The sequence below is a fragment of the Sulfurisphaera tokodaii str. 7 genome, from assembly GCF_000011205.1.
Lineage (GTDB): Archaea > Thermoproteota > Thermoprotei_A > Sulfolobales > Sulfolobaceae > Sulfurisphaera > Sulfurisphaera tokodaii.
In genome coordinates, this window is sequence record NC_003106.2 from 1078019 (window position 1) to 1091060 (window position 13042).

The 13042-nt window shown below is 34.1% G+C and carries 7 protein-coding genes and 3 pseudogenes; 9 read left to right on the top strand and 1 reads right to left on the bottom strand.

Features of this window, described 5'->3' with window-relative positions:
• Positions 1 to 31: 31 nt before the first annotated feature.
• The 7 genes and pseudogenes from tnpA (at position 32) to STK_RS06100 (ending at position 7033) form a co-directional block, all read left to right on the top strand.
• Complete coding sequence (tnpA, locus tag STK_RS06070; protein ID WP_010979110.1) at positions 32 to 442, top strand: IS200/IS605 family transposase; 411 nt, start codon at positions 32 to 34, stop codon at positions 440 to 442.
• A pseudogene (locus STK_RS06075) lies at positions 429 to 1740 on the top strand (RNA-guided endonuclease InsQ/TnpB family protein). Before tnpA ends, STK_RS06075 begins: the two are co-directional and overlap by 14 nt.
• Before the next feature lie 318 nt (positions 1741 to 2058).
• Positions 2059 to 4614, top strand: coding sequence for a DUF1854 domain-containing protein (locus STK_RS06080; protein ID WP_010979112.1), 2556 nt, complete (start codon positions 2059 to 2061; stop codon positions 4612 to 4614).
• 192 nt (positions 4615 to 4806) lie between these two features.
• Positions 4807 to 5172, top strand: a pseudogene (locus tag STK_RS06085) (HEPN domain-containing protein).
• A gap of 223 nt (positions 5173 to 5395) precedes the next feature.
• Positions 5396 to 5751, top strand: a pseudogene (locus STK_RS06090) (nucleotidyltransferase domain-containing protein).
• A 666-nt stretch (positions 5752 to 6417) separates the two neighbouring features.
• Positions 6418 to 6654: an AbrB/MazE/SpoVT family DNA-binding domain-containing protein gene (locus STK_RS06095; RefSeq protein WP_010979114.1), complete on the top strand. Its 237-nt coding sequence runs from the start codon at positions 6418 to 6420 to the stop codon at positions 6652 to 6654.
• Positions 6632 to 7033 (top strand): type II toxin-antitoxin system VapC family toxin, encoded by a 402-nt coding sequence (locus STK_RS06100; protein WP_052846479.1) that lies wholly within the window; start codon positions 6632 to 6634, stop codon positions 7031 to 7033. Before STK_RS06095 ends, STK_RS06100 begins: the two co-directional genes overlap by 23 nt.
• A gap of 471 nt (positions 7034 to 7504) precedes the next feature.
• Here the strand turns inward: STK_RS06100 and STK_RS06105 are convergent, their stop codons facing one another.
• Entirely contained in the window at positions 7505 to 10192 is a 2688-nt protein-coding gene (locus STK_RS06105; RefSeq protein ID WP_010979116.1) for a glycoside hydrolase, read from the bottom strand.
• Positions 10193 to 10667: 475 nt separating this feature from the next.
• On the opposite strand from STK_RS06105, the gene STK_RS06110 reads away from it, so the two are divergent.
• Positions 10668 to 12146: an extracellular solute-binding protein gene (locus STK_RS06110; protein WP_010979117.1), complete on the top strand. Its 1479-nt coding sequence runs from the start codon at positions 10668 to 10670 to the stop codon at positions 12144 to 12146.
• Between the two features lie 7 nt (positions 12147 to 12153).
• Positions 12154 to 13032: a carbohydrate ABC transporter permease gene (locus STK_RS06115; protein ID WP_052846481.1), complete on the top strand. Its 879-nt coding sequence runs from the start codon at positions 12154 to 12156 to the stop codon at positions 13030 to 13032.
• Positions 13033 to 13042 lie beyond the last annotated feature (10 nt).

Sequence of the window (13042 nt, forward strand, 5' to 3'; positions counted from 1 at the left end):
GTTTTTAAAATTATTTTGAATACTTTAAAGTGTGGAATACAAATCAACTAGGCATGTAAAGTACCTCTGCAACTACCACTTCGTATGGATACCGAAATACCGTAGGAAAGTACTAACAGGCGAAGTTGCTGAATACACTAAAGAGGTATTAAGAACCATAGCAGAAGAGTTGGGCTGTGAAGTACTAGCCCTAGAAGTAATGCCAGACCATATCCACCTATTCGTTAACTGCCCACCGAGATACGCACCGTCATATTTAGCAAACTACTTCAAAGGAAAATCAGCAAGACTAATACTCAAGAAGTTTCCAGAGCTGAAGAAAGCTACTAACGGGAAGCTATGGACTAGAAGCTACTTCGTATCTACCGCAGGTAACGTATCCAGCGAGACGATAAAGAAGTACATTGAAGAACAGTGGGCGAAAGAGAATGAAGAGGACTAACGTAGTTAAACTAATAGTAGACAAGCAAACCCACGAAAGACTGAAGGAGTTGGCTATTACCACAGCGAAGTGTTGGAACGAAGTGAACTGGTTAAGGATGCAACAGTTCAAGGAAGGGGAGAGAGTAGACTTTGCTAAGACAGAAAAGGAGGTGTACGAGAAGTACAAACACGTGTTAAAGGTTAACGTTCAACAAGTTGCTAGAAAGAACGCTGAGGACTGGAGAAGCTTCTTCTCCCTAATCGAAGAGAAGAATGAGGGAAAATTACCAAAGTGGTTTAAACCAAGACCTCCAAGGGTATTGGAAAGATAAAAGTGGAAAATATAAACTAATCCTAATCATTAGGAACGATCGTTATGAGGTGGATGAGAACAAGAGGATCATCTATTTGAAGGACTTCAAACTCTCTCTGAGGTTTAAGGGGAAACTCAAGTGGCACGGGAAACAAGGTAGATTAGAAATAATTTACAACGAAGCTAAGAGGAGTTGGTATGCTCATATTCCAGTGGAGGTTGAAAGTGAAACGAAAGTTGAGGGCAACCTGAGGGCTTCTGTTGATTTAGGAATCATCAATTTAGCAACAGTTTACGTAGAAGATGGTAGTTGGTACCTTTTCAAGGGTGGTAGTGTTCTTTCACAGTATGAGTATTATAGCAAGAAGATACGAATCGTTCAGAAGACCTTAGCGAGGCATAAGCAGAATAGGAGCAAGAAGCTGAAACTCCTCTACGAGAATAGGAGTAGGTTCCTCAAACACGCTTTAAACAGTATGGTTAGGAAAGTAGTGGAGCTGTTGAAGGACAAACGGGTAAGCGAGGTTGTTATAGGTTATCCTAAAGAGATTAATAGGAACCACGGTAATAAACTCACTGTAAACTTCTGGAACTACAGGTATGTTATTAAGCGTTTTGAGGAGATTGGGGAAGAACTAGGAATTAGGGTTGTTAAAGTGGATGAATCTTATACTTCTAAGACGTGCTCCCTATGCGGGGAAGCCCACGAAAGTGGGCGTGTTAAACGCGGCCTATTTAAGTGTCCCCGCATAGGGAAAGTGATAAACGCAGACCTGAATGGAGCGATAAATATCCTACATATCCCCGAGTCCCTAGGATCTGGGAGTGGAGGGCAACTCCCAGTGAGGGATAGGGGTAACGGACTGAAGACCCAGCCCGTGGTCTACCGCTGGACGAACGGAGCGGGGTGGGTGCTTTACGCACCCACTAGCTATGAAGTTGTGAGGATGAAGGTGGTAAACCACAAACCTATGAACCGCCCTAAGGGAACCCTCGCCCTTTAGGGCGGGAAGGAGGTCAGGAGACTATGAATCCCTCTACTTTTGATATTGTCCATACCAACCACTAAGCTATTTATGTTTCCATAATGTTTTGCACATAATATATGCTCCTTGTAAAGAAAGGCCATTTAATAAATTTATATACCAATGATAACGTAATAGCATCCTCACACTTATATTCACAAATTTAGTCACTTGTAATGTTCTAGAGTTTTAAATAGTGTATATGTCTTATAAGCATTATTTTCTGTTATGTTTAAAGAGTAATTTTTTTATTTAGTTTTGTTAAATAGCTAAGGTACCTTGGGAAGAGCACTAACTATGACTAAATTCAAGGCCACAGTAAGAACTGACCTAGACCGAAACTTAAGTCTAAAAGAAGAATTAGTAAAAATTGAAGGAAGTAAAATTAGAGTATATAGTGACGGTAAAGAAATATTTAGTGTTGATAATATAGTAAAACTTGCAATCGAGAGTGGCATAACTATAGACAAACTAGTGGGCTATACTTCTGATGGTAAAAGTATAGAGATTGCATATTTTACTAAGAAAAAAGAAGATATTTTCAAAAAGATTGTTGATGCATTTAATAGAAATGAGGAGATTGAAATAAAAGATGAAGCGATTGAACACTCATCTAGAGTCAGTATGAGTACTCTTAGATGGCTTTTCGGTATAGCAAGAAAGTATAGGAGGAGAATGATTATAGGGGCAATATTATCGTTAATTACCACAGGTTTAAATTTAGTTCCACCCTATTTGCTAAAAATACTAATAGATAATGTTTTACTCTCTTCTTCTCATTCTCCATCACTTTATACTGATATAATTTTATACTTGATTATGTCATATTCTGCTTTAGCTCTGGTATCATCAATTCAAAATAGGATATTAAACAATTTAGGTTCTAGAATAATAAACGATTTGAGGGAAATGCTATATAATCATGTTATTAAGCATGATTATTCATTTATTGAGAGAATATCACCTAGTAGGATCTTATCAAGACTAACTACTGATGCCGGAAATACGAACTGGTTGTTGGTCTGGGGATTACCTACACTAGTTACTAACCTATTTACGTTAATTGGAATAGGTGTTATTCTTTTTACTTTAAACGTTACCTTAGCCACGTATATACTCATACCCATCCCAGTAATCATAATCATGATTATAAAATATAGGAGAAAATCTCATAGGTTATATCATAGGAATTGGAGAAGAAGTGCTGATATAACTTCAAGGATAAACGACACTATACCTAACTTCTTGGTAGTTAGGTCGTTTTCTAAGGAGAATTACGAATCTAAGACTTTGAGGAAATTATTAGATAAACTATACGAGTCCAGTGTTAGTATAAATAAGATGAATTCCACTTACTGGCCTCTAATGGGGTTTATAGTTAACCTCTCCACAGTGATAATATGGTGGATAGGAGGGCATGAAGTAATATCTGGAATCATACAACTAGGTGTAATAACTGCCTTTATAGCTTACGTTTCACAGTTCTACGGTCCCATAAATAACCTAAGCAACGTGCTCCCATTCATTCAACAATCCCTAACTTCAGCTGAAAGAATAAGAGAAGTATTAGAATTAAAGCCCGAAATAACCAATCCAGAAAATCCTAAGAAACCTAATATGCCAGCAGAAATAATATTAGACCATGTTTACTTCGGCTATGATCCTCACTTTCCAGTAATAAAGGACGTTAGTATAAAGATAAAGCCTGGAGAAAAGGTTGCGATTGTAGGAAAAAGTGGTTCTGGTAAGAGCACTATAGCTAAACTATTACTTAGATTCTATGATGTAAATGAAGGTAAAATCACTATTGGAGGAGTAGATATTAAGGAAATAGATTTGAACTATCTCAGAAGGAAAATAGCATACGTACCCCAAGACGTAGTTTTGTTTGATACCACTGTGGGATATAACGTAGCTTACGGAGATGAAAACGTAAATGAGGTTGATATAGTTAAAGCCTGTAAGATAGCTAGAATCCATGACGAGATCGTAAGACTACCCTTTGCATATGATACCATATTAGGTGAAAGAGGAACTTACTTATCTGGAGGACAAAGACAGAGGTTAAGCATTGCCAGAGCAATTGTGAAAAACCCGGATATACTTATATTCGATGAGGCTACTTCTAACCTTGATGTAGTTAGTGAAAGAGAAGTTTATGAGGCGATGATGAGCGTATCAAAGGGTAAGACTGTAATACTAGTTACTCATAATGTTCATGAAGTAATGAATGCGGATAAGGTAATTGTCTTAAATCAGGGTAGAGTAATAGAAGAAGGTAAACCTGAAGAATTGCTCAACAAAAAAGGTGCCTTTTATGAGATGTTTAAGGAACAGATAAATGAGGAGAATATATTCAGGAAATTAGAAATTAATGAGCCGAAATTCAATTTTGTAAACGATAATATAAAGATTGAGCCATCAGAGAGGAGAAGTGTTGTGAACGTGATTTATAGTGGTAAGAAGTATAATAGACTAATACCTAAAATGCTATTTCCTATAACTAATCCTAGATTTATAGGATTTTATGATGAAAATGGGAGTGAAATATTCTTGTTGGATGACTATACCAAATTAGACGAAAATTCAAGAAAAATTTTGGAAACTGCGTTAGCTTATAATAATCTAATATTTTTTGTTAAAAAAATAAATGAAATAAATATAAAGGGCGATCAGTTAGAATGGGATTTAGTGACTGACAGAGGAGAAGTTACGGCTTATACTGTTGGGAGAAGGAATGTGATACTATTGGACTCTAAGGTAGTATTAATAGACAAAAATGATAACTTGTATGAGATTGATTTAAACAATTTAGATAAAAATAGCTTAAAGTTATTAGCTGAGACTGTTTAGTATATACTATATTAGCTAATTCAGAACACATATTTTTACTTTTCTTTCTTAGCAATTATATTCTTTCTAAAATAACACATTTATGCCTCTTCCTCAACGTTCTTGTTAGCAGTATTAATTTACTTCCTCTATACAGTTTTTCGCTACTTTTAGTAGATAATCATATTAAAAAGTTTAAATACTATTCTTTTGATGAGAGAAGAAGCAGTAAAGTGGTTTAAGCAAGCTTTAGAGATTTGGCAACAGCTAAGGATACTATCACAACTGGTCATTATTATGCTTCAGTATTTTGGGCTAAACAAGCTGCTGAGAAGGCTTTAAAGGCATTATTAATAGATAGGGGAAAGATTGAACGAACTCAAGCTCTAAACGAGTTATTAGAGATAATAAAGGAGGAGATTGGATTACCCCTAGATGAGATTAGAAATAAATGAAGTAAATAAACTTACTTTACATTACACAATCTCTAGATATCTTGATGCAGCAAATATTATCCCATATTCACTTTATACTAAAGAGGATGCGAGTGTGGACAACAATATTTTTAATTTGATATAAATTATATAGAATGTAAATTTAGTTTCAATTTATCGTCGGATCTCTTTACTGATAATAAAAGGCGTTATAATTGTAATCTCTATTTGAATTTTTATTGTATAATTAAAGTGTTTAAAAGGGAGAGGGATTTAAGGTAATTTTGAATAAATTACAAATGAATGAAATTGTTGTCCACAATCGAGAATGCTGAGCAATTAGTTAAGAAGGCAAAGAAGGTGATAGAGTGGGTAAAGCGAAATCTGCGTTAAAGAGTCAGATTGAATTAGTGAAAAAAGCAATAGAATTCATAAATGATGTAAAAAAGGAAATTAGTGTTAAGGATGTATATGCAGTAGGCTCTAGAGCTAGAGGAGATTATTTAGAGGTAAGTGACATAGATTTAGTAATAATATCTCCAGATTTTAAAGGCTTAAGATACATTGATAGACTTGAGAAATTGGGGAAGTACTCAAGAGCACGCATAGAATTCTTTGCATTTACCCAGAAGAATGGAAAAGCCCTCATCACTTTTTATAAAGGATATGAAAAAGGAAGCAAAGAGGTTTAGAAGATTTGGCAAAAGAATTAGGATTAATTTAGAATTTAGCAGAAACTCGGGCTATTCACTGATTCTTTGTGAATTGTAATGTTCTCCAGATTAATATAATTCTATGAATAAAAATCCAATATGTGTTAAGATTATGAGAAAAATTAGGTTCATAGTAAGATTATTATAATTATGAGAGAAATGTCTAACAGATTAGCAGTTGTTCTAATTTTCCTAGGTAATACGAAATTCCCGATACTACCGATAAAGTTTTAAGTTTGGCGTTTGGTTAATTACAAAGTATGAATAAGGAATTCCTTAAGTTTGCTGAAATACGTTTATGGAATTCACTAGATTTGACGAAGATCTTTAAGCCGCGTTAAAGTAGAACAACTGCTAACAGATTATACACAGGTGGAGGGAGGAGGAACTCCTTCATAACCCTCCACCACGGTAGTTTCAAGTTCTCCCATGGTATAACCTCCTGCTCACCTCATAATTAATATTACTGAATGAACAATCAATAAATGTTAAAATAAAATGAAATCACAAAGAACCCCGGAATTGCCCGTAAATAGCTTAATGATGACGCTATAAAGATTCACCAGATAGCTAGTTTTTAAGTTATTTGTGACATGTTCTTAGTTGAGTTAAACTTACCTTGTAGTTTAACTCTTTCGTAAGTTAGACTTTAATAGTAGTTTAACAAAATATATCTCATGAAGGTAAAGGTTCATAAGAAGGGTATTATAGTTATACCAGCTGATGTTAGAAGGAGGCTTAATATTAGTGAGGGTTCTTATATGGAGTTGGAGGTTGAAGGTGATAAGATTATTTTGAAACGAAAAATGACTCTTCTTGATGCTTACGGTATAGATAAAGGGATGGGGGATTTAGCTTTAAAGGAGTTGGAAAAGTTGAGGAAGGAAGAAGTTGAGAAAGAAAATAATATTTGATACAAGTTTTTTCCACGTATATTTTTCTGGGCTTAATGACGAAACTAAGGAAACTATGGAAGAGGTTTACATGGGTAAGAGTCAAGGTTATACTATAGATCTTAATTTGGCAGAGTTTCTTTACACTTACGGTAAACTTAAGGGATTAGAGGAAGCTAGGGTTAGGCTTTCACTAATCCTAAATTCGCCAATAAAAATTGTTAGCACTAATAGGGAACTTGCATTAAGAGCTGGAGAGTTAAAAGTTAAGTACCAAAACCTTTCCATAGTGGACTGTTTTATAGTAGCATTAGCCGAAAAAGAGAATGCGGTAGTATATACTACGGATTCTGGAATAGAAAGAGTATATAAAAACACTAAAGTAATTCTACATAGTTAAGGCTCTGTCCTAGGCAATAATTGAATGTGCTTATGTGTAAAAAAGGTACTTATTTGTGAAAACGTTGGTCTTTCACGCATTCTTCACTAATTGTAATATTCTCTATTAGATTAGTATAATTTAAGGCATAAATAATACAGTATATGTAAAATCATTATGAATAATCTAAATTATAGCCTCCTCATCATGCACTCTTATACAATTCACATATAAATATTGCTTAGTGTACACTTAATAACAGTAACTTAATTCTATTAAGACAAATGGAAATTGTAAACTAGTCATGAATCTCCAGAAATAATTGTCAAGTACTTTGTTTTTCTATTAATGATACTTTTTGCAGTTGTTGAGACCTATTAAATTCTATTCATAAAATCAGAATTAACATAGAGAATAAGGAAAAATGATATTTAAAAAATTATGAATCTTAGTTTCATAAGTATCATGTTAAATAAAAAATTATTGTCTTTTCTATATGTATCTTCTCCTAATAATTTCAATAATAATTAATAATGCTACAATACTCCCTAATATAGTAGATAAGATCGTCATTTCGTTTGATGATCCCTTAGTGATCGTTACTTGGTACGAGGTAATTAAGAATCCATAATTTGTAATAGGTATTAGTGTTAATCCAACCTCTTGTGGAGTTACCGGAGAATATAAGAGTACATCTATAGTCCCGCCTACTCTTAACGGTAACTTAAATTCGTTTTCTCCGGGGTTTAATATGATGGGAAAAGCAATTTCTGTAGAATTATACTTTATTACTAACATTAGATGTAATGTGCTATTTATTCCGTTATATATGTCTATCTTTATCTTATTACCTTCCGGCTTCACCTTTACTAGTTCTATCTTTTCAAATTGATTCTTTACTGTAGATACTATTGTATGAGTGTAAAGTAAAGCTTGTTCTTTAAACCATATTGGACCAAATGCTGGTGGACCAGTTTGCCATGTCCAGTCACTGCCTTCAGCTACATAAAGGTAATTCCACAAAGTATCAATTAAGTCAGTAGAATTAGGCGTTGTGTTAAATGGTAAATAAACCAATGGAGAAATGTTATCTCCCAACGCTACAGTATACGCTATTAAGTATTCCCTAGCTAAAGATACGTTTTGCCAAATCTCCGTTTTACCTATGTAGCCATTATTCCAGTAGTTTAGGTTCAAGTCCCATGAATTGACTGGTAAATTCGTTATAATTGAAGTAGGTTTATGAGTAGCTATTGCCTCACTTGCAGTTTGAGTTACTAACCAGCTTCCTTGATATTCAGATAAAGCTTGATAAATAGCATATAAATCACTAGGACCGGTTGTTGGATTAAATATTAATGGGTTTTCACCATCTAGGGCTACTGTAACTACTCCACCAGGGTTATTCATGTAGATTTCAGCTAGCTGTTGAATTAGTTCTTGAGCGGTTAGTTGAGGTGATTGACTGAAGAATTTAAAGCCGAATTCATTAGATAATGTAGTATTTCTGAAAAGTACTATTATGGTCTGACCTAAATTATTTTCAACTATAAATGGTTGATCTGGATTTAAGGAACCATTTACTAACGTTACATAAGGTAAGAAAGCTTGCTGGTCTAATATAGTAAATGAAATTCCAGATTCATTATAAAGACCTACTAAATCCATATCAAACGCCATTTCCGGAGTCCATGTTCCATTAGCCCATACTCCGAATACTTCATGAGTCATATTTTCACCCATCTCTATTTGAGCTAAAACATCACTCCAATATCCATCTTGGAGTAACAATGGTTGTAAAGGATGATAGAATGGTACAGTTAGCACTTCTACTTTTCCCTCCTTTATTAGTGTTTTATATAAGTTTAGAGTATAATTAACAGCCTCAATATCATGGCTCACATTAACTCCGAAGTTTGATGTAAAGGTAGCGTTTTCCTCATGAAGTATTGTCTCCCATTGGTAAAGCAATACTGGCGTAAAGTCTATGGTAACGCTTACATTAAATTGTTTAATTAATAATGCTTGTAATTCATAAGCACCTACTAGACTACCATTCCATATGAAATCTTGTCCGGTATGAAGCCAAACCCAAGGTTGTTCCCAACTTCCATTAGGAGCAACATATAATGGCTGATGCATATTCCATACAATTACTAGGCTTAACGGTTTTTTACCCGTTGTATTTAGCACGTAAAGTGGAGATAAGGTTACTTGCCTTTGTAAGGTATTATTTACATATACATTAAGTAATGGATTATAAATCCCTTGCGGAATATTAGAGGTATCAACAGCAAATGATATGTTATTTAACCCAGGATTTAAAGTAGTAGACGTATTATAATAAAACTCTGCTATTTTTAGGGAAAGAAGAGTATTGACGGGTGCTGAATATTCATTATTTAGCTCTATATAGATATATGCTTTCTCTCCTTCAACATAAACGTACTTATTGTATGTTGCGTTAATGAACATTATGGGAGAATAAACATCTTGTATTGCAAAATTAGTTCCAGAGATGTTATGAATCCATTGATTAAGAGTTAAATCATGATAAACCCATTGTACCCATTGACCTGGTTTAAATGGGCCTATTAAAATAGTATAGTTTCCCCAAAGCGGATTATAAGTCATTAACTCGTCTGTTATATTGCTCCACGGAAGACCAGTCTGAGGACCAGTGGTAAGACCATAATGAATATCTATCTGATCTGGTGCTCTCCCAATCATAGTTATTAATATGGAACCGTTTTCCAATACAGTAGCATAAGTTTGACCTATATTAGGTGGATTAACTTCTAAGTTCCAATTCCAGAAAGGATGATTATCATAATTTATCCATTGTCCAGTAGTATTATCGTAAAAGACCCAAGCTATCCACGTTCCGTTCTCAAATGGGCCTATAGTAGCGCTAAAATTCTCTCCATTCCATTCCATTTCTGCGTTATATATTTCAATCCAGGCTTGTTGAGGCCCGTTTTCAATTCCATAATGTAAAGTAACAGTATTGTTACTAGGTATCCCTGCTAAATATATTGTAACTAGTCCGTTACTTGTCACGGTAAAGTTCACACTTAATTGTCCAGCTGCTGAAACTGGTACTATCAAACTCCATAGTGGTAACATCAGTAGTATTATTACTATAGCACTAAATTTTAACATAAAGTTCTTAACTTTCATTATATCAATCAATTTCTAACAAATATTTAAATTTTCCTATATTCATAATGATTATTATAGTTTTGAATAATATTTTAGATGATATCATTATACTATTGTAATAGCTAATAAACAATATTAGATTACTTAAAACACCTAAAGATATTTAGTGCTTTACGAAATTCCATAGAATCTAATAATAGTATTGTGATAACGACGATTAAGTTTTGAGCATTTAATTTTAATTCATAATTTATTGCTATATTGAGTTAGAGAAATGTATAAACTTTCTGATAATTATTTATGAGAATCTATAATAATAATGATTTAAGTATAAAGTCCATAAATTAAAGAAGAAATTTTTATATTGGAAGAATCATAATGATAATTGGGTGATTGCTTGAAAAAATACAAAAGAGCAATATCTAAAACTATTGTAGCTATAATTGTAGTAATAGTAATAATAGTAGCGGCAGTAGGTGGTTATTATGCCTATATGTCTTCACAGCACCATGTAACTCCTACAACAACAACTCCAACAATGACATCTACCTCATCTACTATGACAACAACAACTACCACATCTCCAGCTATTCTTAACACAAGTAATCCGCAAGTTTTAATGAAGTTAGTTGGACTTACTTCTCCACCATCAACTCCAGTTACAATAACGGTATGGAATAGTTATAGCACCTCTGAAAACCAAGCATTTAACGAAACATTAGCTGCCTTCGAACAGGCGTTTCCATGGATTCATGTTGAGGTAACCTATGGTGTTGGAGTAGGAACTTCTCAGTTCGAAACTGCCGCTGAAGCTGGAAAAGCACCTATAGTGTATAGAGATACTAGTGATTCTGGAGGAGCATTATTTGCAGCTGGTTTAGTATTGAATCTGTCTCAATATCTTCCTCAAAGCATAACATCCCTATATTTGCCTACAGCTATAGATGATTGGACGTTAAACGGTTCTCTATATGGTTTGCCAGATAATATAAACTATATAGTTATGTTTTACAATAAAAAATTTGTACCATATCCTCCAAACACTACTAATCAGCTTATTCAGATAGCTGAGTATGTGAATAAGACTTATCATGTTTGGGGAATAGCTTACGGCGCTAGTCAAGAGTATGGATATAGATTTGCAGCATGGTTTGCAGGATTTGGAGGAAATATATTTACGACTATGAATGGACAAGTTTACCCAGCTCTAAACAATACTGCGATGGTTAATGCACTTAACTTCTGGTACAATCTAACTTACAATTTACATATTAACTATCTAGCCCCGAGTACTGGAGCTGGAGGAGCTGAAGGACAATTATTTATAGCCAACAAGACTGCAATAATATTTGACGGACCTTGGGATCTAAATGCTTATTTACAAGCCTTAGGACCAAATTTAGGTGCTGCACCATTACCTATAGTTAGTCAAACTGGTTTAAGAGCTGCACCATTTATAGGTTCTACTGGATTCTTAATAGCTTCTCCTCAAGCTAGTGGAGCTACACCAATGCAAATAAAGGCAGCTTTGATATTTGTGTTATACTTTACAAGCTATCAAGCAGATTTGAGATTGTGGGATGTAGCACATGATATACCAGCTAACGTACAAGCTTATAATGAGGCTATAACTGAATTAAATGAAGGGAAATTACAACCTTCATATCTAAACGGCATCATGAAGGGAATATTAGAACAAGCTCAATACGGCCAAAAGTTCCCCAACATACCCCAAATGGCTTATTATTGGAATTCATTCCATGAATATGCTAGTGAGTTCTTCGCTGGTAAGATAAGTGCTAACGCTGCTGCTCAAGGGATGGAGCAAGCTTTTGTACAAGCGCTAGTGCAAAATGGTTTACTTTCTGGTTTACCAATCTTCCCAATATTGCCACCGACCCAGTTCCTTTTGATAATAACAGCGGTACTATCTCCTTTAATAGTAGCATTACCCAAGAAAAGGAAATGGTGAATCTAAATTGAGAAAGGATAAAATTTATCCGTTTTTTTACATTCTTCCCATTCTAGTTGTTACATTATTTCTTTTTATATTTCCTTTAATATACTCACTGTATATTTCATTTACTAACTTAAGTCTATTACATTTCTTTAAATATGAGTTCGTAGGCCTTAAAAACTATTTAATAATATTTGAATACGGTTATTTTCTAGAATTATTAAAGAACACACTAATATGGACTGTAGGAAGTTTAGTGACTATGATGTTATTAGGATTTGTATTAGCATTGATACTTAATCAAAGTGATCTTAAAGGTAAATCAATATTTTATGCTATTCTCATTTTACCTTGGGCTTTTCCGGGCTTCATTTCACTTTTAATATGGCAAGGCTTATGGGTTGACCCATATGGTATGATGAACAAGTTAATTTTACCCTTACTTCACTTGCCTAAGATAAATTCACTTACTTCTACTACAGATGCATGGATAGAATTAATAGTAACTAACGATTGGCTTTCATTTCCTTATTTTATGACTGTCTTTTACTCAGCTCTCCAGAGCATACCCAGAGAACTTTATGAAATAGCAGATTTAGATGGAGCTAACGCCTTAACTAAATTTCTTAGGATAACTTTACCTTCTCTTAAGAAAACTATCGCATTCGTATTCATTACTAGTTTCGTATTTACATGGAATAATTTTTACCCGATTTTTATATTAACTGGTGGAGGACCTGGAATCTCAACAGAAACTTTCATAGTCTATGCTTATGAAGAAGCATTTAGCTATAGTAATTTCTCTTTAGCGGCGGCTTGGTCTGTAATTTCCACTATTTTTGTTATAGTTCTTGCTATAATTGTAATTAAGTATACACACATTTTAGATTCATTTACATGAGGTGAGTAGC

Coding starts and splice junctions, on each gene's coding strand:
- STK_RS06095 (WP_010979114.1), top strand. CDS start 6,418: ATGAAGGTAAAGGTTCATAAGAAGGGTATTATAGTTATACCAGCTGAT.
- STK_RS06080 (WP_010979112.1), top strand. CDS start 2,059: ATGACTAAATTCAAGGCCACAGTAAGAACTGACCTAGACCGAAACTTA.
- STK_RS06105 (WP_010979116.1), bottom strand. CDS start 10,192: ATGAAAGTTAAGAACTTTATGTTAAAATTTAGTGCTATAGTAATAATA.
- STK_RS06110 (WP_010979117.1), top strand. CDS start 10,668: ATGTCTTCACAGCACCATGTAACTCCTACAACAACAACTCCAACAATG.